The sequence below is a fragment of the Blautia caecimuris genome, from assembly GCF_024622975.1.
Classification (GTDB): Bacteria; Bacillota; Clostridia; order Lachnospirales; family Lachnospiraceae; genus Blautia_A; species Blautia_A caecimuris.
In genome coordinates this window covers 75,104-97,900 of record NZ_JANJZT010000014.1, presented here as the reverse complement: position 1 = coordinate 97,900, position 22,797 = coordinate 75,104, and the positions used below count along the sequence as shown (strand labels likewise).

Annotated in this window: 23 protein-coding genes; 1 reads left to right on the top strand and 22 read right to left on the bottom strand. The window is 41.1% G+C overall.

Annotated elements, in window-relative coordinates; translation table 11 throughout:
* Window positions 1-502: 502 nt before the first annotated feature.
* Entirely contained in the window at window positions 503-988 is a 486-nt protein-coding gene (locus tag NSA57_RS10365; protein ID WP_138271750.1) for a DUF2284 domain-containing protein, read from the top strand.
* 116 nt (window positions 989-1,104) lie between these two features.
* Here the strand turns inward: NSA57_RS10365 and NSA57_RS10360 are convergent, their stop codons facing one another.
* The 22 genes from NSA57_RS10360 to NSA57_RS10255 all read right to left on the bottom strand — a co-directional run bounded on the left by NSA57_RS10360 (window position 1,105) and on the right by NSA57_RS10255 (window position 22,788).
* Entirely contained in the window at window positions 1,105-1,713 is a 609-nt protein-coding gene (locus tag NSA57_RS10360; protein WP_147599654.1) for an ECF transporter S component, read from the bottom strand.
* 177 nt (window positions 1,714-1,890) lie between these two features.
* Window positions 1,891-2,523, bottom strand: a complete 633-nt coding sequence (locus NSA57_RS10355) for an SdpI family protein (RefSeq protein ID WP_147599655.1) — start codon at window positions 2,521-2,523, stop codon at window positions 1,891-1,893.
* Window positions 2,524-2,585: 62 nt separating this feature from the next.
* Window positions 2,586-2,876, bottom strand: a complete 291-nt coding sequence (locus NSA57_RS10350; protein ID WP_022067877.1) for an autorepressor SdpR family transcription factor — start codon at window positions 2,874-2,876, stop codon at window positions 2,586-2,588.
* A gap of 158 nt (window positions 2,877-3,034) precedes the next feature.
* Window positions 3,035-4,699: a type 2 periplasmic-binding domain-containing protein gene (locus tag NSA57_RS10345; protein ID WP_257464786.1), complete on the bottom strand. Its 1,665-nt coding sequence runs from the start codon at window positions 4,697-4,699 to the stop codon at window positions 3,035-3,037.
* Window positions 4,689-6,389, bottom strand: a complete 1,701-nt coding sequence (locus NSA57_RS10340; RefSeq protein WP_257464785.1) for a cache domain-containing sensor histidine kinase — start codon at window positions 6,387-6,389, stop codon at window positions 4,689-4,691. The genes NSA57_RS10345 and NSA57_RS10340 overlap by 11 nt, the downstream gene beginning before the upstream one ends.
* Entirely contained in the window at window positions 6,364-7,902 is a 1,539-nt protein-coding gene (locus NSA57_RS10335; protein ID WP_257464784.1) for a response regulator transcription factor, read from the bottom strand. The genes NSA57_RS10340 and NSA57_RS10335 overlap by 26 nt, the downstream gene beginning before the upstream one ends.
* Window positions 7,903-8,065: 163 nt before the next feature.
* Window positions 8,066-8,902, bottom strand: a complete 837-nt coding sequence (locus tag NSA57_RS10330; protein ID WP_138271617.1) for a carbohydrate ABC transporter permease — start codon at window positions 8,900-8,902, stop codon at window positions 8,066-8,068.
* On the bottom strand, window positions 8,902-9,756 hold the full coding sequence (locus NSA57_RS10325) for a carbohydrate ABC transporter permease (protein ID WP_147599659.1): 855 nt from the start codon (window positions 9,754-9,756) through the stop codon (window positions 8,902-8,904). The genes NSA57_RS10330 and NSA57_RS10325 overlap by 1 nt, the downstream gene beginning before the upstream one ends.
* Window positions 9,757-9,878: 122 nt before the next feature.
* Window positions 9,879-11,153, bottom strand: coding sequence for an ABC transporter substrate-binding protein (locus NSA57_RS10320; RefSeq protein ID WP_257464783.1), 1,275 nt, complete (start codon window positions 11,151-11,153; stop codon window positions 9,879-9,881).
* A gap of 162 nt (window positions 11,154-11,315) precedes the next feature.
* Window positions 11,316-12,122 (bottom strand): HdeD family acid-resistance protein, encoded by an 807-nt coding sequence (locus NSA57_RS10315; protein WP_147599661.1) that lies wholly within the window; start codon window positions 12,120-12,122, stop codon window positions 11,316-11,318.
* Window positions 12,123-12,156: 34 nt separating this feature from the next.
* On the bottom strand, window positions 12,157-12,354 hold the full coding sequence (locus NSA57_RS10310; RefSeq protein WP_138271620.1) for a DUF951 domain-containing protein: 198 nt from the start codon (window positions 12,352-12,354) through the stop codon (window positions 12,157-12,159).
* Between the two features lie 3 nt (window positions 12,355-12,357).
* Window positions 12,358-13,089, bottom strand: a complete 732-nt coding sequence (locus NSA57_RS10305; protein ID WP_257464789.1) for an NAD-dependent protein deacylase — start codon at window positions 13,087-13,089, stop codon at window positions 12,358-12,360.
* Between the two features lie 25 nt (window positions 13,090-13,114).
* Window positions 13,115-13,933, bottom strand: a complete 819-nt coding sequence (gene srtB, locus NSA57_RS10300; protein WP_147599662.1) for a class B sortase — start codon at window positions 13,931-13,933, stop codon at window positions 13,115-13,117.
* A 210-nt stretch (window positions 13,934-14,143) separates the two neighbouring features.
* Complete coding sequence (locus NSA57_RS10295) at window positions 14,144-15,010, bottom strand: 4Fe-4S binding protein (RefSeq protein ID WP_138271622.1); 867 nt, start codon at window positions 15,008-15,010, stop codon at window positions 14,144-14,146.
* On the bottom strand, window positions 15,003-15,188 hold the full coding sequence (locus tag NSA57_RS10290; RefSeq protein ID WP_173753276.1) for a CD1871A family CXXC motif-containing protein: 186 nt from the start codon (window positions 15,186-15,188) through the stop codon (window positions 15,003-15,005). The genes NSA57_RS10295 and NSA57_RS10290 overlap by 8 nt, the downstream gene beginning before the upstream one ends.
* Window positions 15,172-16,326 carry a TlpA family protein disulfide reductase gene (locus NSA57_RS10285; protein WP_257464782.1) on the bottom strand — a complete coding sequence of 385 codons (1,155 nt, stop codon included), beginning with the start codon at window positions 16,324-16,326 and terminating at the stop codon, window positions 15,172-15,174. The genes NSA57_RS10290 and NSA57_RS10285 overlap by 17 nt, the downstream gene beginning before the upstream one ends.
* A gap of 92 nt (window positions 16,327-16,418) precedes the next feature.
* The gene (locus NSA57_RS10280; protein ID WP_178709114.1) at window positions 16,419-17,300 is read right to left on the bottom strand and encodes a ribokinase; all 882 of its coding nucleotides are present in this window, start codon (window positions 17,298-17,300) and stop codon (window positions 16,419-16,421) included.
* A gap of 76 nt (window positions 17,301-17,376) precedes the next feature.
* Complete coding sequence (locus NSA57_RS10275; RefSeq protein WP_147599665.1) at window positions 17,377-18,237, bottom strand: hypothetical protein; 861 nt, start codon at window positions 18,235-18,237, stop codon at window positions 17,377-17,379.
* Between the two features lie 16 nt (window positions 18,238-18,253).
* Window positions 18,254-19,237 carry a zinc-dependent alcohol dehydrogenase gene (locus tag NSA57_RS10270; protein WP_147599666.1) on the bottom strand — a complete coding sequence of 328 codons (984 nt, stop codon included), beginning with the start codon at window positions 19,235-19,237 and terminating at the stop codon, window positions 18,254-18,256.
* A 72-nt stretch (window positions 19,238-19,309) separates the two neighbouring features.
* Complete coding sequence (locus NSA57_RS10265) at window positions 19,310-20,275, bottom strand: ABC transporter permease (RefSeq protein WP_147599667.1); 966 nt, start codon at window positions 20,273-20,275, stop codon at window positions 19,310-19,312.
* A 2-nt stretch (window positions 20,276-20,277) separates the two neighbouring features.
* Window positions 20,278-21,777 carry a sugar ABC transporter ATP-binding protein gene (locus NSA57_RS10260; RefSeq protein WP_173753292.1) on the bottom strand — a complete coding sequence of 500 codons (1,500 nt, stop codon included), beginning with the start codon at window positions 21,775-21,777 and terminating at the stop codon, window positions 20,278-20,280.
* Window positions 21,778-21,813: 36 nt separating this feature from the next.
* A complete protein-coding gene (locus NSA57_RS10255; protein ID WP_147599669.1) occupies window positions 21,814-22,788 on the bottom strand; it encodes a substrate-binding domain-containing protein in 975 nt (324 codons plus the stop codon).
* Window positions 22,789-22,797: the final 9 nt, after the last annotated feature.

Genomic DNA, 22,797 nt, shown 5'->3' with positions numbered 1-22,797 from the left:
GAATCATTTCTTTGTGACAGCCAGATTAATTTACCACTTTCTTCCGCCTCTGTCAACTGTTTTTTTTATAAATTTTTCAATAGTTTTTTCAATAAGTCTTTTTAACCTTTTTACACTCTTTTTCTAATAAACCGGAATCCCTCAAACATTTCAATCTCGCTGTTATGTGAAATTGAATCCCATCATTCCCCTCCTGTGTATTTATATTACTGTTCACGCCCTTCACAGTAACCTGGTTAAAATACATTCCAAATCACCTTCGATGATGGCATTTTGACCTGTATGCCTCAGAATTTTTGCTATACATGCCAAAACACCTTGCGGGATAGTAACCTGTGAACAGTAATGTATTCATTACAGATAGAAGAATAAACCATGGTCATTCCTTCCCATATGCGTTATAATACTATCAGACTTTCTATCACTATACACACTTCCCCATAACATGGGAGAAAGGAAAATTCCAATCATCTTATGCATCTGATTGGATCGGATATTTTATATGGATTTTATAAAAGAAGCCCTGACTCTTGGCTTTAACAATGCTGCTGTTATTGATGTGAAAGACCTGGTATTCGTACTGGAGTACCGGCAATTCTGCGAAGAAAATCTCTGTGGGAACTTTAATGTGATATCCTCCTGTCCGCCAGCATGCGGCACACCGGAAGAAATGCACCGGAAAGCGCTGAATTATAAAAAGGCGCTGATTCTTCAGACTGTTCTGGAATCTCCTGAAGAACAGTTTGATGTAAAAAAAGCAAAGTACAACCATAACATTCTTACAGAAAAACTTTATAAAAAAATGGAAGCTGACGCAGAAACCACTCCTCTGCTCATCAGCGCCGGGCCTTACAAACGTTTTTCCTGTATGTCAGCTTACGGCATTGATGCCCAGAAAATGGCTGACGCTGCCAATATGCTGTGCTGGACACAGGACGAAAAAATACGTCTTTTTTCCCTGCTCCTGTTTAATCCGGAAAATTCATAAAATAATCGCCCTTACAGAACCGCAGAAAATATAATCTGACATCTGTAAGGGCGAATCTTATTTTTCACAACTGCCGCCTGTACTTTTATTCTTTTACCTGAATCCATTTTCCCGTTTCAGCCGGCCTGTTTACACTGTCCGACCACCAGAAGATGGCTTTTTATCAGCACCGGGCGAACCGCATTGTATATCACTGCAACAAGAATCACTGATATTACTGCATTGACAAATGTTGCCATTGCGCTCATCTTTGCCAGAACCTCTGCCATTTTCTGGGGCTGCCCGAGAATATACTGTTTATAGAAATATCCAACCACCGGATCTGCCACCACATTAAATGCAAGTCCGGCTACAGATGCCAGCACACTCCATTTAAACACATATTTTTTATCTGTGCTCTCATTTATTTTTGCGATTTTATGAGCCACAAGTCCTGTAATAAGACCAATACAAAGCTTTAAGATAAAGGTCTTCGGAGCGCCTGTGATATACACAGGATCCATAAGATCCGCAACCGTCATGCCAATGGCCCCGGCAAGTCCTCCATACCATCCGCCCAGAAGAAGCGCTCCCAGAACACAAAATGCATTTCCGATATGGATTGAAGTAGCATCGCCTCCGGGCACTGGTATTTTTATCTGAAGAAATGTAAAGGCTACATAGCAGAGCGCTGCAAGAAGAGCGGTTTCTGCAAGTTTTGTGATAGTGTTGTTCTGATTGTTCATAATAACTGCCTCCTCTTTTTTCATGAATTACTGATATCTTAATCGATATCTGTGCTTTTTAAAATACACAATTTTTATCTTTTAAAAGGGGACAGTTTTTATTATGAATTTTTTATATATTGTCCAGAATACCGGCAGCTTCCGGTGCGCGGCAGCTAATCAAGTTGCCTGTGATTTTTATATTCCTTTTTTATAAAGATAAAAGGAATAGCCTGCAGGAATCAGGAACACACAGGCAAGGAATGCAAAAAGCACCCACTTTGACTGCAGAAATCCATTGATCACAAAAATAGCTCCGCCCATAATAAACAGCCATGAGGCCACTCTGTGCGTACGGTTCCAGTTTTCCTCACTGTTCAGTGTCCAGGGAAGTTTGATTCCTACTGAATAGTTCTGTTTGATCTTATGCATATAATTTCCCATAATAACAAACATAATTCCCAGGAGTATGTTTACAACCATACCTGTGTCCACACTCATTCCCAATGCAATTGCATAACTGATCAGATTTGTCACCACAGAAAGAATGGGAATCATCCAGAGAATAGCCCGCATCAGTTTCTGGTTGATATTTTTACGTTTCGGATCTGCGCCGACCATAAATGCGCAGAAAAATTCCATAGCAAGTAAAAATAACGGCATTCCAAATACAGCTACAGGCTTGCTGGTCCATCCGTTTACCTGATTGTCACTGCCGAAATGCGTGGGAATCATATCTGGAAGCTGATCCCAGAAAATAATCCCAACTATGATAGGGCAAAGAATCATAAGGCTGGCAGCAAACAGTGTCCATTTGTATCTTTTTATCATAATAATCATCCCTCCAGTTTCATAATCTTTCCGGTCGAAAATTCTCTGCTGCAAAAGCAGCATTACTTCTTACTCTCCTTTTCTTCATCTTTTTCACCGGTGAGCTCTGACAGCCACAGCAGGATTTCTTCCACCACTGAGGTGTTCAGCTCATAATACACATAATTTTTTACTTTTGTTTCCCATACCAGATCTGCCTTTTTTAATACACTTAAATGATACGATATGGTAGCTCCGGTCATATCAAAATGGCTGCCGATTTCTCCTGCAGACATTTTTCCGTTTTTCAGAAGCTGCAGAATTTCTCTCCTTACAGGATCTGACAGCGCCTTAAATGTAGCTGCAAAAGACATTTGATCCCTCCTTTTCATGAAACTATTTAGAAATATTTCTAAATAGAATATACCTCTCTATATACAAAAAGTCAACACCTATTTAGATTTTTTTCTAAATAGCTGTTGACTTTTATGTTCGCTTCTGAATCCATATAAATAAAGCCCACAAGCCTCAATCACGTAGAAGGATTTGACAGCCGTATCTGCTGTGTCAGCTCATGACCTCCCTGCTGATACCACTGCTCTACAAAGGTTTCAAAATAGCTGACAGGCTTTTCTCCCATAATAATCTGAATAAACGTACTTGTTTCAAACTGGCGCAGGGATTGAGGGATTTCTCCGCCTGCATCATCCAGATAGCTTCTGACAGCCGGTGTATAATGCTTATCTACAAGAAGCCCTACTGCTGAAATTCTTGATTTGTATGCAGCCCAGTCTTCCGCAGTGTAATCATTTCCGCTGAGATAGGAACTGCAGGCCTGATAGTAGGACTGCTCAATGGCAGTAAGATTTCCCTCCGGATAGTTTCCATTCAAAGCTGCCTCAATATTTTCTGTCACCTGATAGGTTGCTTCGTTATAATCCACATTGATCACAAGCGGTCTTGCAGTAGGGTCCACATTCAAAGCAAAATATTCGTTTACCTCCCGGGCATCTTCTGCCTCATACCTGGTATAATCAAAAAGAACGCTGATGATCTTCATCACGATTTCCGGATGCTCATAGCCCTTGCGGACTACCACATATTTATTATCCCTGAAGGATTCATAAACATTTTTATCTGCCAGTTCCTGGAGATAATAAGGTTCCCAGTCTGCTTCGCTGTTTTTCTCATAGCTTTCCATCAGCGGATTATTAGGAGTCCACCACAGTCCGAAAAAAGCTCCGCATTTTCCATTTACGACCAGATCTCTCAGATTATTAGGAGCGCGCAGGGCAAAGTTCCGATCCAGAATTCTTCTGTCATACAGCTTATGCAGATAATCAAGAGCTTCCTTTGTTTCTTCTGTCAGAGATCCGTAAACAATTTCTCCGTCCTGACTGATCCATCTCTGAGGATTTGCCCCAAAACTGTCAAACACAGGATCTACCGAATAACTGGAGCTTGTGGTACCCACAAGATTTGTGTCACATGCCAGACCCACAGGAGTTTCTCCATCTTCCGTACCCATTCTGTTTTGTACAAAAGCATCTATGATCTCAAAAGCATCTTCAAGAGTTTCCGGCTCCTCCAGCCCCAACTCCTCCATCCAGTCCTTTCTCAGCCACAGAAGATTCGGTCCGTGGTCGATCACTGTTTCCGGAACAGCCATCAGCCTTCCGTTGAATTTTCCGGAGTTCAGAAGGGCATCTCCATAGCTTTCATACATCTCTTTGATTCTTGAAGACGTACATTTCTCAAATACCTCTGTAAGATCCTCCACAAGATCATTTTCCACCAGCTCCTTCAGGATCTCCCTGTCTGTAACCACCATTATATCCGGAAGATTCTGATCCTTTACCAGAATATTTACAAGTTCACTGTAGCGCTCCTCTGTATCCATATATACGGTATCATTCTGTATGTTCAGCATTTTTCGAAGGTATCTGGTATAGGCATTATCCTCATACGTATCTCCTTCCGGAAGATTGGAATTATTGGCTCCGCTGATCTGGGCAAGAGTATAGGTTACAAGCTCCGGATACGCCCCGTAGGGTGTTGTTTCTGCCTTTTCCATTGCCCTTCTGTATTCTTCTGATACGTTCTGCCCGTTTTTTTCGTGAGATATTTCATGTTTTCCGCAGCCGCAGAATACACAGACCACAAGGAAAAACACAGCTCCCATTCTTTTAATTTTCATCTCTGTACTCCTCTTTTGGCACTCTTATCTCTACTGTTGTTCCCATTCCCGGTTGACTGAAAATACCGATAGAAGATTTTTTTCCATATAAAAGCTTCAGTCTGTCGTGAACATTTTTAAGTCCATATCCTTTTGCCTGATACGTTACCAGAGTCTTTGCTTTTTCCGGCTCCATCCCCGGTCCGTTGTCTGTTACTGAAAGAAGGATTTCCTTACCTTTATCCAGACAGGCAATACAAAGGATTTTTTCTCCGTCCTCTTTTTCGTCCAGTCCATGCTCCAGAGCATTTTCCACCACCGGCTGCAGCAGAAGCTTGGGTACCTTTTCGTTTTTTATGGAAGAATCCGTGTCCCACTGTACGAAAAATTCATGATTATGCATTACAAGCTGGATTTCCAGATACGCTTCTGTGTTTTTGATACAGCTTTCCATGGTCACCATATCCTCGCCGCGGCTGAGGGCTGTTCTGTAAAACGTAGAAAGAGCCAGCGTTACCTTACTTATCTCCTTCTGATTGCTCCTGATCGCCATCCAGTTAATGGCAGACAGGGTGTTATAAAGGAAATGTGGATTGATCTGAGCCTGAAGCGCTTTCAGTTCAAATTCCTTCAGGGCGATCTTATTGACATAAACCTCATCAATAAGACGATTGATCTCATCCATCATTCTCCGAAAGCTTCTGATCAGGATTCCCACCTCGTCCTCACTGTCACTGGATACCACAACCTGCCGGCTGCCATGATTCACCTGATCCATATTGGCAGTCAGCTCTTCGATTTTTCTGGTAAATAATCTGGAAAAAAATGTTCCAAGCACAAAAATAATCACACCACAGATACAGATCAGAGGAATTTCTTCCAGAAAAAGTCTGGACACTGCCCCGGAAATAGAAGCCTTTGACCGGAAAAGATAATACTTCCAGTTGTTTTCCCTGCTGGCACTTTCTGTCCATGCGCACTCTTTTTTCACTGCTTCCAGCGCCTCCCCGGGACGTGCGCTTTCTGACTGAATATCGGGCAGGGCTACATCCTGATACAGAATATTTCCTTTGGGATCCACAATCATTCCGCCGGTTTCATCCTCTGTAATATTGTCAAAGGCCTGAAAGATTTTATCATAATCCAGAGTAATACACAGTACAGCCTCTAATTCCTTTCTGTCATATATGTTCCGTACTGCTGCAACTTCTTTCCGTTCTTCGTTCACTACCCACTGGATTCTTACATCCTCCTCAATACTTTTGCTCCACCACTCTTCCTGGATTTTTTTAAGCGGAACAAGAGTATATTCATGTTCAACCCGGATGCTGTCCGCAAACAGCTGAATCTGTTTAATGGCTTCATGATAGGATTTTGGCACTGAAAGGAGGGGATCCGCCACCTTTGTATACTGCTCATATGCCGTATAATTATCCATGTTCTTTTCTTTGATAATCTCCTCAATATCCGGAGAATATGTAAGATAATTAATCAGACTGGTGTACACAGCAACCTGACTGTCAATGTTTTCCCTTGTCTGTTCCAGAATGGATTCCATATCCTCCATTTCCCTCTGACGGACAAAGGAGCTCATACGCATATGGCTGTACAGAGCAAGAACTGTCATTGGAACAAGACTTGCTCCTACCAGAAGAAGTGTCAGTTTGTGACGGTACTTCATATTTTTAATGATCTGATAAAGCTTCCTCATCCTCTCCTGTTCCTTTCCTGTAGGATTCCGGACTGCATCCGTAATATTCCCGGAAGCTCCGGCAAAAATAAGACACATTGGCAAATCCCACATTTTCGCTGACCTGCGCCACCTTCATATTTGTATTTTTCAGCAGTTCTTTTGCTTTTTTCATACGAAAAACACGGATATACCGGTTCAGATTCATACCTGTTTCCTTTTTAAAAATAAAGCTCAGATACCCGGATGAAAGATATACCTTTTCCGCAAGAATTTCCAGACTGAGATCTTCCGCATAATGCTGATAGATATAATTTTTTACTGCAGCCACCTCATTCCTTGATTCACTCATAGATCTTTCCAGAAAGCTTTCGTACTCGCGGATGTTCTCTTCTGTCACCTCCAGAATCTCCATAATGTTTCTGCAGTTATATAAACGGTCAATTTCATGTTCAATTCTCCGTTCCCCCGAAAACTGATCCTCCTGAAAAAGCTCCTGTATCACATTGGAAAACACAAACTTGATATACATGGCAGAATATTGAGTATTATCGCTGTATTTTTCCTTCAGACACTGATAATGCTTTCTGAGCTGCTGGATATCTTTCCTGCTGACGTCTTCCGAGATCAGCTGCAAAAGTCTGGAATCCTGCACCTCCTTTACTTCCATATTGAGATGCTCCTCATCATTGGAATAAATATGCTTTTCCGGATGATAAAACTTTTCTTCCATCTGCTGCTCCAGCTGACTCATGATCTCCGTCAGACATTCATATCCGTCAAACTTTCTGCTGACCGCCAGATAAAAGCTTTCTTTATAGGTTCTTTTCAGAAACGTATAAATATGGTTTGCCACAAGGCTGTAATCACAGTAATGATCCTGAAACAGAAGCAGGGACTGCCGGTTGTTCAGGTTCAGATAAAAGAACACCCGTCTCAGCTCCTTCTGGAGCTCCGTGGAAAAATTTTCCTCAGCTGTATCAAAAAATGACATATCCGATTCGATCAGGATCGCACAATGCCAGCAGTTCCACTTTTCCAGGTCGATCATTCCTTCTGATCTTTCCAGAATGTCCTTTTTTCCTGTATAAAAATAGCTTTCCAGAAAATATTCCTGAAGGAAGTCCTGTTCCTTTTGCTCTCTGGTTTCCTTTTCTTTTTTCTTCAGAATATTTTTTCTGATTGTATTTATGATCTTATGAAAGCTTTCCGGCTCCACCGGCTTCAGCATATACTCTGTAACCCCATAGCGGATCGCTTCCTGGGCAAACGTAAAATCACTGTATCCGCTGAAAATCACAACCTGAAGGCCCGGTTTCATTTCTTTTGCCTTTGAAGTAAGCTCCAGGCCGTCCATATGCGGCATCTTAATATCCGTAAGAAGCAGGTCTGTCTCCTCATTTTTCAGAATCTGCAGTGCATCTCTTCCATTGGAAGCTTCTCTGATATTCCACTCTCCCTCCTCCATGGCAAGAAGATATTTTATCCCCTCTCGTTCCAACTTTTCATCATCTACGATCAGCACTTGTATCATATTTTATTATTCCTTCCTTTCAGCCATTAAAAATCTGACATCCGCTTTATTGTATCATTCTCAAACAGCCCCTACAAGGATACCGGTTATAAAATATCCTAAAATATAACAGGGGATGCTGAAGTTTCCTTACAGCACCCCCACAAAATCTTTTCAAAAGTGATCAGCCCTTTACCGCTCCGGCTACCACGCCTTCGATAATATATTTCTGGCATACAAGATATACAATAATGATCGGAATGATATCAATCATGATACTTGCCATCATAGGTCCCATCTGTACATGTCCAAAGCTGCCTCTGAAATACTGGACTGCCATGGGAATGGTACGATACTGCTTGATATCAAGAACAAGCGTAGGCAGAAGGTAGTCATTCCATACCCACATCAGTTCAAGGATTGCAGTGGAAATAATGGTTGGTTTCAAAATTGGTATCAGAATCTGGAAGTATACCTGCAGAGGACTGCATCCGTCAATAAGCGCCGCCTCCTCAATTTCCAGCGGAATTCCTTTTACAAAACCTGTAAACATAAACACAGCCAGCCCTGCTCCAAATCCCAGATAAATAATGCAGATGCTGTACGGACTGTTCAGTTTCAGGGTATCTGCTGTCTTTGCCAGAGTAAACATTACCATCTGGAAAGGAACTACCATACTGAACACACACAGGTAATAAAACAGCTTGGAAAGCTTTCCGTTTACACGGACAATATACCATGCGCACATAGAACAGCACAGGAGGATCAGAACTACTGACATCACTGAAATCACAAGACTGTACCAGAAAGATTTCAGGAAATCCATCTGTGTTACGCTGGCAACAAAGTTTGACAGACCATTCCAGGTTTCTTTGTTTGGGATACTGAAAACCGTAGATGTGGTAATTGCTGATTCCTTTTTTAATGAGTTAAAAAGAATCAGAGCAATGGGATACATCCACAAAATAGAGATGACTGCCAGGATAATGGTAGCTACAGGATTCTTTTTCTTATTTTCCATTACTGCTGCACCTCCTTGGATGATGTTGCTTTAAGCTGGATCAGTGCAATGGCTACTACAAGGATAAAAAATACAACTGCCTTTGCCTGTCCGATTCCTTTCCACATAGGTCCGCTGCGGGCATAAAAGGTATCGTAGATATTCAATGCAAGAAGCTGTGATTGCTTGCCCGGCGCGCCTCCTGTCAGAGACAGGTTCTGGTCAAACATCTTAAAGCCGTTTGTCAGAGTCAGGAAGGTACAGATTGTTATAGAAGGCATGATCATAGGTATTTTGATCTTAAAAAGAATCTGCCTGGAAGTTGCTCCGTCAATCTGAGCAGCTTCAACAAGATCCGGCGATACATTGTTAAGTCCTGCCACATAAATGATCATCATATATCCGATCTGCTGCCACATCAGAAGGAGCAGCATTCCGATAAACCCGTTTTTGGCGGAAAGTGCAAGCAGGGGCTGTCCCCACATAGAAAGAAGTCCGTTTAAAAGTGTCTGCCATATGTATCCAAGTACAATACCGCCGATCAGGTTTGGCATAAAAAATACCGTACGGAAAACATTGGTTCCTCTGAATCCCTTTGTCAGCGCCAGAGCAATAGAAAATGCCAGCACATTGATCAGAATACTGGAAACAAAAGCAAATATTACAGTCAGCCAGAAGGAATGGCTGAAGGTTTTATCCAGAAGCAGTTTGGAATAATTGGCAAGTCCTACAAAGGTTACGTCCTGTACAGTTGTAAATTTGCAGAATGAAAGATAAATTCCCCATATAAACGGCCAGAGAAATCCGATTATAAAAGCGGCCAGTGTAGGCAGTACAAAAACCGGCCACCATTTTTTGATTGTTTTTCCTACCATCTTGTTCTCCTCTTTCCCTTATACGCAGAAAGGGGGCTGCCGCATGTTCTCGTTCCCGGTGGAGGTTCCGCCAGGAGCGGGTTTGCAGCGCCCCCTTTCCAGTTACATTTTGTTCAATACGATTATTCGGTCAGAGCTTTTTCCATTGCCCAGTTGTCAACAAATGCGCTTACAACATCGTCCCAGGAGCCAGTTTCTGCCGCATAAGCAGTCAGTGCGGTTCCCACACCATTTTTCCATTCCTCAGACGGCATGGTTGTAAAGTTCCATGATACAGGAGTAAGTCCTGCTTCTGTATTTTCAAGATCCTGTTTTACAAATACATTGGTAGGAGCAACTGCTGTTTTGAAAGGAATTGTGAATCCCATATCTTCTGCCATGGATTTTGTACCTGTCTCAGAAGTTACACACCAGTTCATAAAATCAAGAGTTGCCTGAATATCTTCTTCAGAAGCATTTTTATTTACGCACCAGTAGTTCTCTGTACCTGTAGCAAGACCCTGATTTTCATCATCCACACCAAAGTAGATCGGAATCATTGCAAGCTCTTCATCGCTGAAGGTTTTTGCAAGCTCTGCATACTCCCAGGAGCCATTCTGATAAAATACTGCTTCGCTGTTTACAAACTCATTTCTGGAGTCGTCTGCTGTTTTAGCGGAAAGCTCTGCAGGATCACAGGTGGAATCTGTAATGTAAAGATCAAACAGATTCTTGTAGTTTTCAAGGTAAGTACCTTTCAGTTCAGCTGCGTCATCCACGCCCTCGTCTTTATATTCATAATAAATCGGAAGGTTTGCAAGATGTGTCTTAAATCTCCAGTCAGAGGAAGCATCCATACCTGCGGAAGTAAAGGCGCCTTTAATTCCCAGTTCATCTTTTTTACTCTGGATATCATCTGCAACCGTCTTTAACTGATCATAGCTCTTAATATCATCAAGTGTATAGCCTGCTTTTTCAAGAAGAGTTTTGTTTACGATCAGGCCATAGGATTCAATTACATAAGCGATTCCCGGTACGCTCTCTCCGTCCTTCAGCGCATAGGCATCAGAAGTAAGCTGAGAATAAATTTCAGAATCCTTCAGATCATAGCAGTAATCCTTCCAGTTTTTAAGACCAACAGGACCGTTTACCTGGAAAAGAGTAGGAGCATCACTTTTTGCCATTTCAGACTGAAGTGTTGTCTCGTACTGACCGGATGCTGCTGTAACAACTGTTACCTCTGTTCCTGTTTCTTCTGTGTAAGCTTTTGCCAGATTCTGCCATGCTTCATCAGCCTCTGGTTTAAAGTTCAGGTAATATACTTTTCCTTCGCCTTCTGCCATAACAGGAACTGCCGGAATCATTGTTGCTGCCATCAGTGCAGCCATACCCATTGCTGTAAGTTTTTTCATTTTCATGTGATATCCTCTCCTTTTCTATAAAATACAGCTAAACATGTTACCCGTTTGATTTAACCTGCTTTTATTATAGAATTGAGAATACAATTCTTCCATGATAAAAATTCAAGAAATATGTTTGTTTTTCATGATATTTAAAAATATCAATATTTCTGTATCAGATCATTCCTCTTCTGATTCTTTTTCTGCCTGTTTTCTGTAATATTCTTCTGCATCTGAAACAACCGGTTCTGGATCTTCCTGCCTGAAACCTGCTGTTTCCGGATCTTCCTGCTCATCCTTTTTTTCTGATTTCTGTTCTAAAACTGTTCTTCGGTCACTCCATGCAGTATACTCCGGTTCCATTTCTGTCTCTCTGCCGGCTTCCGATTCTTCTGCTTTTATCTCAGCTTCCTTCATCTGCTCCACAGCTTCTTCCACAGCCTCTTCAGCCTTTTTCATTCCCCGGCGGATCAGTACAAGAAATACAAAATCCACCACACCGTTTGCCAGCATTACACATCCAGCAAAAATCACTGTATATTTGATCATGGTAAAGGGATTAATAACCATGGCAATACCAAATCCTATAAAAATAAGACTTCCGATCAGAAGAATTTTCCATTCCCCTCTTCCTGCTTTTTTCAGGCGCAGGCTTCCTTTCAGTACCCACACGGAATCTACAAGCACAAAGGTTCCAAGGAGAACCGGAAGAAGCTTAATCACGATCTGCGGATTGTAAAAAAGAAAGATCCCGATCACCAGAAGCATTCCCCCTGAAAGCAGATCCAGAAGTGTGGCGTTCATTTTCTCCAGCACATAGATCAGAATATGGTAAATTCCTGCCAGTATCAGAAGAATCCCAAACACAAATTTACAGATTGCATTTACCGCGTCCACAGGCATCAGCACAAAGCACAGACCAAGGAGCGTGTACAGAAGTGAGGTTACAAGCTGTCCTTTTAAGATCCTGTTAATTTTATTCCACATTAAATTCAGCCTCCTTTCATCCAATGGCTCCTTATCAACTGCCCGGTTCTGCTTTTTTCAGATTTTTTGTATTTTTTTCCACCATTTTACGGGGAACCATGATCTGATGTCCGCAGCCGATACACTTCAGTCTGAAATCCGCACCTACACGCAGGATCTCCCAGTCTCTGCTTCCGCAGGGATGACCTTTTTTCAGTGTCACAACATCTCCTACCTCATAGATATAACCCATCTGCTATTCTCCTTTTACTTTGATCTGTGAAAAAACCTGTCCAATCGGCTCTTTGATCAGAAGATCCGCGCTGCGGTCTCTTGGTGTGGGAGCCTTATTGATCACAATCAGACATTCTCCCCTGAAATAATCGATCAGGCTGGCAGCCGGATAAACGGCAAGAGACGTACCTCCTATGATCAAAACCTGCGCCTGGGAAATTGCACGCACAGAATCTGTCAGGGTCTGCTGATCAAGGCCTTCCTCATAAAGCACTACATCCGGCTTGACGATCCCCCCACATTCACAGTGAGGCACGCCGGTGCTGTTTTTTATGTAAGAAAAATCATAAAATTTTCCACATTTCATACAGTAATTCCGATACACGCTTCCGTGAAGCTCCATAACTCTTCTGCTTCCTGCCATCTGATGAAGATTATCTATATTCTGTGTGATCACCGCTTTCAGCTTGCCGGCTTTTTCAAGCTCTGCCAGCTTCAGATGCGCTCCATTTGGCTTTGCTGAATCACAAAGCATTTTATCTCTGTAAAATTTATAAAATTCTTCCGGACGTCTCATAAAAAACGTATGACTTAAAATCGTTTCCGGCGGAAAATCATATTTCTGATTATAAAGACCATCTACAGATCGAAAATCCGGTATACCGCTCTCTGTGGAAACACCTGCGCCGCCAAAAAATACAAGATTCTCGTATCTGTCTACTATTTCCTGCAGTTTTTCAATACTGTTCTGCATAGCTTTCGCCTTCCCTTCTGCCTGTTCAGCCTGCCGGTTCTGCATTCACCTGTTTTCCCTGCACAACAAATCTGGTCGCTTCATTTCCTGTACAGGTGGAAAGTGTAACAATTTTGTCCTTGACCGTAAGCTCAGTGGCTTCTGTTTTAATCTCTGAATATCCCTGAATCGTATTCAGGTAATTCAGGTATTCTTCCCCCGGTCCCTTAAACAGGGTATAGGTATCACTGTTTACTCCTGTTGTATATGCAGAAATAATTTCATAGCGGTAATTCTTTTCCGGGGTAAGGATCCAGAAATATTTACTTTTTTCATAGGTGGACTGATCCTCTGTAAATTTTTTCAGATTTCCAAACATGGAACCGTTTTTCATATTGTGACCATATATTAATGTGTTGCAGTCACTGAAGTCACTACTGTTCTCATAGTCCACAAAAATTGTTCCTGCAAAGTTGTAATTGTTTTCGTATGTGGTATGAAGATAGGTTTCATTATCATCCCCCTGTACCACAGGATAATTGATATTATCCAAAGCTTCTATATAGATCCAGCCTACCACATCCGGATTTACACTTTTCAGCGTATCAAAATCCACCGATATCGGCGGTTTTGGTTCCGAAACCGCATCCACCAGTTCTTCGTCTTCCGGAGCTCGGTCTGTTACTGCCATCTGCTCAATATGGTTGTACTCATCTGTTCCTTTTTTGTACTCTGTATAAATATGAAACAGATTATATGCTGCAAAGCAAAATACCGCAATTGCAGCGATCAGAGCCAGGGTCAGCAGCAGATCTCCTTTCTTTTTCTTCTTTCGCCTCGGTTGGTTTGTTCTTTGTTTTCCCATAAATCACACTCCTGTATTTTTTATGTTCAGTAAAAAGTTTCTGAGAATTTCCGGCAACCAGCTTTCTCCAGACTATTATAGCACATCTGAGCCTTGTTCTGTAGAACAAAGACAACAGTTTTTATGTATCGTGTTCTAAAATAAAAAGAGTGCCCTTCTCAGACACTCTGATTCTGTAACAGGAACCGAACTTAAACCTTCTTCCCCTGATTATTGTTTTTTATTTCTTCTGATATTAGAAGTTATTGCCGATGTGGGGCATACTTTTATACACTGACCGCAGCGGATACACTCCATATGATTCGGGCTTTTTGAGGGATCCACCTGCATTTTGCATATCTTTGCGCAGGCTCCGCAGTGTGTACAGGCTTCCTGATCCACTCTGTATCGGAATACAGAAATCGGCTGAAACAATGAATACACTGCTCCCAAAGGGCAGATATATTTACAGAACGGCCGGTAAATAATGACAGAAAGAATAATGATCACTGCCAGAAGCAGATTTTTCCATGCATAAAGCCATCCTATTGCGCTCCGCATTCCCTGATTAAGAAGCACCAGAGGAACGCCGCCCTCCAGAGTTCCTGCCGGACAGATCAGCTTGCAGAAAAACGGCGCCCCCTGCCCCAGAAGATCCACCACAAACATGGGCATCAAAATCACAAAAACAATAAAGATCACATACTTCAGCTTACGAAGAAGCCTGTCTCCCCGGAAGGTGCTGATTTTTTTTGGAAAGGGAATTTTGTGAAGCAGATCCTGGATCAGCCCAAAGGGACAAAGCCAGCCGCATACAAATCTGCCGAGAAGCGCTCCCACAAACATCAGGAAACCAGCCACATAAAACGCCAGTTTAAAATTCCAGCTTCCCACCACCGCCTGCATCGCCCCTATGGGACAGGCCCCCAGAGCCCCGGGACAGGAATAACAGTTCAGTCCCGGAACACAGAGATTTTTAAGTTTTCCCTGATAGATTTTTCCTTTTGCAAAACCCACCAGATAGCTGTTTGTCAGGAAAGCCCAGAGGATCTGTACTCTGTGGCGTCCCCATTCGTTTGTACGTTTTTTCTTATCCAATGCCAATACACTCCATGCATATATTTACTGCCTTTTCAAAAACAACCGCCATTTCTCCCCGCCAGATGCCGAATATCATAAACGCGGCTCCCAGGATCAGAATGACAATGCCCAGAAAAAAAGCTGTTCTCTCTGAAATTCTCGCAGAAAAAGACTGTTTTTTATTTTTTCTCTCCATCTTCCTTCTCCTGATCTGCCTTAAGACCTTCCAGCTCCGTATTTACAATTTCTTCCCACTCTTCCAGACTGCGGCTTCCACTGTAGGTTTCTCCTACAATATTGCCGTTTTTGTCCACAAAAAATGTTTCCGGAAATGCCTGTACATAAGCCAGACGTCCGTTCATATATCCGGAGTCCGGAAGAAGGAACGGATATTCTGCCTTTGTCTTCTCTGCAAGGATCTGAGCCTTTTTAATCCCCTCTTCATCTTTTTCGGTTCCCTTTACCGCATCCATTACAATGCCGATCACCTGAACCCCTTTGTCCTTCATCTTTTCATCAAGCTCCGCCAGATAAGGAATTTCATTCACGCATGGACCGCACCAGGTAGCAAATACATTGACCATGGTAAAATCTGCCTCCTGGAAAACAGCTTCTGTATACTCTTCTCCGTTAATATCCTCTGTGGTAAAGCTTCCCACAGAGTCGCCTTCTCCCATTTCTTCTTCATTATAAGAAACCATTCTGGTTATTTCTGTTTCTATTTTTTTCAGGGATGCAGTCAGATCTTTATCTGCATCTTTATTCATACTGAGATAATAAATATAATCTCCATCCTCACTGACACCTATTTTTTCATGCTCTGTACAGCCGGTAAGCTCGTCCAGCTTTTTTTCCAGGTCTTTATGATAGGTTCCGAGAGCGCCTATTCGTGAAAGCCCTTCTTTCCACTGTGCATATCCGTCTCCCGATTTATCAACCTCCGCCTCTCTCTGCTCTTCCGTCATAGTGCTCCAGCTTACCTGCCCGTATTTCAGTTTACTGCCATCCTCCGTAAGCTCTGCATCCGGAAGCATAACCACCTCTTTGCTTTCCATTTTCTTCAGAAGTTCCTCCGGAAGCTGAAAGGACAGTCCCATGTCCGCATAAGAATAGCTTTCCTGTGGCTGAAGAACATAATCCGAAGGACTCACCGTTCCCTCAGCGTCAGCCTCCGTCTGCTGCTCCTGTGCTTTTTCGTCTGTTTTCTGTTTCTCTTCCTTTTTTTCGGAGGCTGCCCACACCTGAGCCGGGGCAGTCCATCCCCCGGATAAAGTTCCCACAGCAAGAGCCCCCGCCATCATCCACGCACAAAAATTTTTATCTATCTTTCTCATTCTGAAATGACTCCTCTCATTTTTTGTATTATCATACTATACGAAACAGAGTCATCTGTAAAGAAAGATTTTATCTTTTACACTTTGTTAATTTATAAAATTCTTATTACTTCCTCAAGCACTGGAATAGACGGAATCGCTCCCGCACGTGAAACAGCCATTGCGGCTGCCCGTGCCGCTATCCTTAAAGCGTCTTCCACAGTCTGTCCCTTAATTACTGATGCCAGATAATACCCCGTGAACGTATCCCCGGCAGCTGTAGTATCTACAGCATGAGTTTCAAAAACACTTTGAAAAATTCTCCTTACTCCATCATAATAAAAAGCTCCATCACTTCCCATTGTCAACACAATTTCTGTTTCTGGATATTTTTGATTTAAAACATGCAATATTTTTTCCGGTTCCTTTTCACCTGTACACTGATTTCCTTCAATTTCATTTAATATAAGAGTCTTAACCTTTCTAAGGTCGCATTCTTCTATCTTTTCATTATAAGGCGCTGGATTTAAAACAATTTTCATTCCTTTTTCAAAAGCCTGTTCTATAATATAATCTAATAAATTCACTTCGTTCTGTAATACAATATAATCTCCCTTCTCGAAATTACTGAGAACCGAATCAATAAACTCCCTGGTAAGCATCTGATTTGTTCCACCATAAAGAATAATACTATTCTGAGCATCTTTATCTACCTGAATAATTGTATGACCTCCCTTTACAGGCATATATTTCAGATAAGAAGTATCAATTTTGTTCTCTTTACATACTTCCACCAACATATCTCCGTCATTTCCGGTTATTCCTGCATGATATACTGTAATCCCAGCTCTAGCAAGTGCTACAGACTGATTCAGGCCCTTTCCCCCGCAAAAAGCCTCCATTTTTTCTGCCAGCTGAGTTTCTCCTCCAATAATCATATGGTCAACAGAATATACATAATCTACATTTAATGATCCAAAATTCAATACTTTCATTTTCGTTTGCCTCCTTTTCATAAAAAAGCAGCAGAATTTTCATTTCTAATTCTACTGCCTTTTACACTTCATTTTTTTAATTCACTGTTCCTTTTACTACACTGGTATTAAAAGGACTTTGTCTTGCTCCAATCTGAGGCAGTCGCCTTTCTATTGCGGCTCTGGCATATTCAATATCCTCCAATGCTTCTTCTGGCGTAAAACATCCAATGCATACCAAGTCCTGTTCCCTGATTGTATTATATGTAAAATTAAGTCCCACATATGGAGTTGTTCTTCCAGCTGCACATGGTTTTATAGTAAGAACTGGCTTTCTGGCATTGTGAATGATTTTAGCAACACTTTCAATTTCTACCTGCATCAAAAATCCCATGCAATTAAAAATCTGTATATATGTTTCCACATCATAATCATTTTCATCTGCATACTGGATTACTTCCGGCATATGAGCGGATAATCCGGGAATCATTCCATTTTCTCTTATCATATATAAATAATCCGGCAGCCGATCAATTGTTCCCTTATTCTTATTAATCAGCTGCTCTACGCAGGAATGAATTGGCAGACATATCTTCGCACCTCTTTTAGCACTTTCCTTAATTACTTTTTCCGCTTCTTTTCTCGCCGCTCTATTATCATCCACATTAATTACCACTGTATCCAGTATAGTCATTTTTTTTCCTGTTGCTGCTTCTGACATATGTACTGCATCTATAAGATCATGATCAATTCCAAAAAGTCCAAGTACAGCATTGATGTCTTCATTAAGAAAAGTCTTAAAAATGTTTGACACACTCTCAGGATTATTATGCGTAGCTAAAATCATGTTATCCTTTGCAGGAGTTCTATGACTCCACCCAGATACCCAATTACATCCTATAACCAGCCTTGGCAGTTCAAGATCTCCTATCCTGGTCGTTGGAAATTTACCACTCATATTGTCCCCTCTCTTTTCATTCCTTTGTAAACAACACAACACCTTTCATATAATTATCTTCTTTATCACACGCTCTTTGGAAAAGATTTTCCATTGCTTCAAGATCTTTATAATATGCTGTGTGTGTTACATACTCTTCCGGAGCTAAAACGCGCTTTCTAATCATTTCATATGCTTTTGGAAGAAGTTCTGGATAATGCGCATTACTAAAAGGAGAAAGATTGTAAACTTTCAATCCTCCAAGATGCCATTTTGTACCATTAAATGTAACATCTCCCCTGTGGAAAGTTGCAATTCCAAGTTTTCCTGCCTGTTTAGTCAGAGAATCCGCAAGCTCAAATCCTGATGTAGTTGCTCCAAAATCAATAACAACATCTGCACCTCCTGCCTTTATAATATCTTCAATCAATTTCTTTCCTTCTTCGCTTTCTGGATCAGCAACCTCTGTTGGGTTCATCGCCTCTGCCATTCTTCTGCGATCATCTCTCAGTTCAAATACAGTAATCCTTCCTGCCTGACTTCCCTTTGTAAGAACCTGCAGGGTCTGTAATCCCATATATCCAGCCCCTACCAGCACAACATGATCCCCCAGCTGAATATCCAGAGAATTTACAACATTAATTACGCAGCATGCCGGCTCATAAATCACGGAAGCCCAATCTTTCACTTCATCCGAAAGCTTTACTACACCATCTTTACGATTAATAAAATACTCACTCATCATATCGTTTCCGCCATATGCTGCAAACACCTTGTCTCCTGGTTTCAGATTATCAACCTCAGAGCCTACTTTTTCGACAATGCCAGCCCCTTCATGTCCAATAACATAAGGATAAGGTCCCGGTGCATTTACACCTCTGTATAGCCAGGAATCCCAACAGCAAACACCACATGCCATTGTTTTAACCAAAACTTCATTTGGCCCTGGCTCATTAGGAATTTCATGCTGCATAACATCAAGCTTCATATAGTCTTTTACATATACTCCATTTACTTTCATTTAAATACCTCCTTGAATAAATTCCCCATAATCATTCTTTTTACGTAATTTTGAAATATTCCGAAAATTTTCTTACTGTTTTTTTACAGATACTTTTGCCCTGATTGTATCTAAAAGTACTGCCAGAATAATGATTCCTCCTAATACTACTTTTTGCCAGTATGCACTTACTCCCAGAAGGTTCAAGCTGTTATTAATAAATCCCCATACAAGAGCGCCTGCAAGAGTATTAAACATACTGCCATTAAAAGTTCCACCAATATACACTGCTGCCAATGCCTGAAGAGAAAGATCACTGCCTGAGCTTGGCTGTCCGGAAGACAGACGCGCTGTCATTACAATTCCTGCACATGCGGCACAAAATCCTCCCAACGTAAACATCAGCATTTTTGTCATTTTTACTTTAAGACCTGAAAGCGCTGCTGCTTCCGGATTTTCGCCTACTGCTATAACCGATCTGCCAAAAGGAGTATATTTTAATAAAAATGCTCCTATGATAAAGAAAATCAACATAATTACTACAGGCACTGGAATTACATTGGCAATATATCCTCTTCCCAGATATAGAAAGCTATCCGGAAGTCCGGTAACTGGCATACTGTTTGTTGTAATTAAAATAAATCCCTGTACAACATATTGCATTCCAAGTGTTCCAATAAAAGACGGAATTTTCCAGTATGTAACAATAAATCCTGAAACGAGACCTACCAGACTTCCAATCGCAACAGCAATCAGAATTGCCAGCCACACCGGCATATTACATTTGGTAATCAAAAGAGCTGCATTACATCCCGCAAATGTTGCACTCATACCGCTGCTCAGGTCAATTTCTCCACCCAAAACTACAAAAGAAACACCTAACGCACAGATTCCAACCACACACACCTGACGAAATACGTTAATAAAATTACTTACTGTAAAGAACTTATCATTTATAAGTGTCATTACAACAATCAGTATCAGAATGATCAGCCACGCTCCCATTCCATTCGCAATAGTTCCAAGCTTTTCCTTTATATTTTTATTTGCTTTATCCATCCTCAGCCTCCTACAGAAAGTTGTCCTATTGTACTTTGCGAAAAACTTTCTTTTAAAACCTCTCCTGAAATCACACCTTCATGCATTACAATGATACGATCGCAGATACCAATTACCTCCTCCATGTCCGATGATACAACAATAACAACTTTCTTTTCTGCTACCAATTCATTGATAATCTCGTATATTTCTCTTTTAGCCCCTACATCAATTCCTCTTGTTGGTTCATCAAGAATAATAATATCTGCATCAGAAAGCAACCACTTTGCCAAAACAACTTTTTGCTGGTTTCCTCCACTTAAAAACATAACTCTTTTATTTACAGAAGATGTTGCTGTATGAAGTTTCTTTACATATTCCTCCGCATAAGCCTTTTCTTTTTTAAAGTCAAAGTACAATCCTGCTTTTAAAATCTTTTTTAAAGCTACCATAACTGTATTTACTTTTATCGAAGATCTCAAAAACAGTCCTTCTTCTTTTCTGTTTTCTGTTACAAATCCTATACCATTGCGAATGGCATCTCTCGGACTTCGAATATCCACAGCTTTTCCCCGAATGAAAATTTCGCCAGATATCTTTTTATCTGCTCCAAATATCATCCTCATAGTTTCTGTTCTTCCGGCTCCAACCAGTCCTGCAAATCCTAATACTTCACCAGAATGAGCCTGAAATGACACATTCTTGACTCTTTTTCCACCATCCGAAATATTTTTTACTTCTAATACCGTTTCTCCAATCACAGATTCCCGGGAAGGATACTGATTGGTCAGCTTTCTTCCAATCATCATTTCAATCATTTCATTTTTAGTTACATCTTTGACATCTCTTGATCCAATATAGCAGCCATCCCTCAAAATTGTCATTCTGTCACAGACTGCATAGATTTCATCTAATCTGTGCGTGATAAAAATAATAGATGTTCCTTTCTCTTTTAGCTTTCGAATGATGTCAAAAAGGAGCTCTGTTTCACTTTGAGATAATGATGATGTCGGTTCATCCATGATCACTACCTTCGCATTGGTACTTACAGCTTTTACAATTTCTATTAACTGCTGCTCAGCCAGGCTCATTTCTCTGAGCATTTTATGAACATCTATATTAATTCCCAGCTCATTGATCAGCTTCTGTGAGTCTTCATACATTTGTTTCCACTGTATCACACCATTATGCTCCGGATATCTTCCCAGATAAACATTTTCTGCTACGGTAATTCTCTGTATCAGATTCAGTTCCTGATATATGATTGCAATCCCCAGTTCCTCTGAATGAATAGGAGACTGTATCTCCACTTCTTTCCCATCAAAAATAATAGAGCCACTATCTTTCTTATATGCGCCAGACAGGATTTTCATCAAAGTGGATTTCCCCGCACCATTTTCTCCTACAAGTGCCAGTACCTCACCTTTTTTCAGCATAAGCTCCACATCTGTTAATGCCTTTACTCCTGGAAATGCCTTGTTTATTTTTCTCAGTTCTAATATAGTCTCTGTCGCAGTTCCCATTAAACCCACCTTTCCGCATCACTCAAATGCAGACGTTTACTTAGCTGACTCCTCCACTTCTTCTGCAGTCAACTGACCTTCATCACAATAAATCCCTGCAGAAATCGGAACTATTTTATCAAATTCTTCTCCATCCAGATATTTCTTAATATACTCTACTGTAGTAGAAGCCTCCACATCCGGAGCCTGAGTAACTGTACCTACATAGTTGTTGTCTTCATCTATAACTTCCAGTTCTTCATCCTCTCCATCATATCCAAAAACCATAACCTCTGTCCTGTTTGCTCCAACAGTTGCATCATATGCTCCCAAAGCTCCCTGGGCACTTACTCCATAAAACAGTTCAATATCCGGATATGTAGTCAAAGCATCCTCGCCACTTGCCATTGCCTCTTCTCTGGTGGAAACATCATACTCATTCAGCACCTCAACCGAAATGCCATGATCTGTCATTCCATCTACAAATCCCTGCGCTCTTGCTTTCATCTGCTCAGTAGAACCCACCATTGTTGCCATCTTTATAGAATCTCTGCCCTGATCCTTTAAATATTTTGACATATATGTACCACCAAGATGACCTGCATCATAGTGCTCTGTACCGCATGCATATTGAATCAGTTCATTAATATTATCTGGATTCTCAGTATTTCCGATTACAAAAACCGGTATATCTTTGTCCACACACTGTTGTAAAACATCTTCCATTGCATCAATGTACCAGGTACTGATTACCATTACATCTACATCATCATTTACTAAATCCTGGATTCCATTTAACTGTGTCGTTGCATCAAGATTTCCGTCTACAAAAGAAACCTCCCAGTTATTTTTTTCAGCTTCTTCCATAAAAGTGTCATACATTCTCACATAATATGGAAAATTCAGTGAAACAAAACTAAGTCCGATTTTTAAATTTTCTTCCTCTTTTGCATATACCCTATTTGCAGGCGCAATCATTGATACCAGTGTTAAAGCTGCCAAACCCAAAATCCCTAATACTCTTTTCTTCATAAATACCTT

Bases quoted from the DNA above. Each gene is read 5' to 3' on its own strand.
- NSA57_RS10365 (WP_138271750.1), top strand. From the start codon at position 503: ATGGATTTTATAAAAGAAGCCCTGACTCTTGGCTTTAACAATGCTGCT.
- NSA57_RS10360 (WP_147599654.1), bottom strand. From the start codon at position 1,713: ATGAACAATCAGAACAACACTATCACAAAACTTGCAGAAACCGCTCTT.
- NSA57_RS10355 (WP_147599655.1), bottom strand. From the start codon at position 2,523: ATGATAAAAAGATACAAATGGACACTGTTTGCTGCCAGCCTTATGATT.
- NSA57_RS10350 (WP_022067877.1), bottom strand. From the start codon at position 2,876: ATGTCTTTTGCAGCTACATTTAAGGCGCTGTCAGATCCTGTAAGGAGA.
- NSA57_RS10345 (WP_257464786.1), bottom strand. From the start codon at position 4,699: ATGAAAATTAAAAGAATGGGAGCTGTGTTTTTCCTTGTGGTCTGTGTA.
- NSA57_RS10340 (WP_257464785.1), bottom strand. From the start codon at position 6,389: ATGAGGAAGCTTTATCAGATCATTAAAAATATGAAGTACCGTCACAAA.
- NSA57_RS10335 (WP_257464784.1), bottom strand. From the start codon at position 7,902: ATGATACAAGTGCTGATCGTAGATGATGAAAAGTTGGAACGAGAGGGG.
- NSA57_RS10330 (WP_138271617.1), bottom strand. From the start codon at position 8,902: ATGGAAAATAAGAAAAAGAATCCTGTAGCTACCATTATCCTGGCAGTC.
- NSA57_RS10325 (WP_147599659.1), bottom strand. From the start codon at position 9,756: ATGGTAGGAAAAACAATCAAAAAATGGTGGCCGGTTTTTGTACTGCCT.
- NSA57_RS10320 (WP_257464783.1), bottom strand. From the start codon at position 11,153: ATGAAAATGAAAAAACTTACAGCAATGGGTATGGCTGCACTGATGGCA.
- NSA57_RS10315 (WP_147599661.1), bottom strand. From the start codon at position 12,122: ATGTGGAATAAAATTAACAGGATCTTAAAAGGACAGCTTGTAACCTCA.
- NSA57_RS10310 (WP_138271620.1), bottom strand. From the start codon at position 12,354: ATGGGTTATATCTATGAGGTAGGAGATGTTGTGACACTGAAAAAAGGT.
- NSA57_RS10305 (WP_257464789.1), bottom strand. From the start codon at position 13,089: ATGCAGAACAGTATTGAAAAACTGCAGGAAATAGTAGACAGATACGAG.
- srtB (WP_147599662.1), bottom strand. From the start codon at position 13,933: ATGGGAAAACAAAGAACAAACCAACCGAGGCGAAAGAAGAAAAAGAAA.
- NSA57_RS10290 (WP_173753276.1), bottom strand. From the start codon at position 15,188: ATGGAGAGAAAAAATAAAAAACAGTCTTTTTCTGCGAGAATTTCAGAG.
- NSA57_RS10285 (WP_257464782.1), bottom strand. From the start codon at position 16,326: ATGAGAAAGATAGATAAAAATTTTTGTGCGTGGATGATGGCGGGGGCT.
- NSA57_RS10280 (WP_178709114.1), bottom strand. From the start codon at position 17,300: ATGAAAGTATTGAATTTTGGATCATTAAATGTAGATTATGTATATTCT.
- NSA57_RS10275 (WP_147599665.1), bottom strand. From the start codon at position 18,237: ATGAGTGGTAAATTTCCAACGACCAGGATAGGAGATCTTGAACTGCCA.
- NSA57_RS10270 (WP_147599666.1), bottom strand. From the start codon at position 19,237: ATGAAAGTAAATGGAGTATATGTAAAAGACTATATGAAGCTTGATGTT.
- NSA57_RS10265 (WP_147599667.1), bottom strand. From the start codon at position 20,275: ATGGATAAAGCAAATAAAAATATAAAGGAAAAGCTTGGAACTATTGCG.
- NSA57_RS10260 (WP_173753292.1), bottom strand. From the start codon at position 21,777: ATGGGAACTGCGACAGAGACTATATTAGAACTGAGAAAAATAAACAAG.
- NSA57_RS10255 (WP_147599669.1), bottom strand. From the start codon at position 22,788: ATGAAGAAAAGAGTATTAGGGATTTTGGGTTTGGCAGCTTTAACACTG.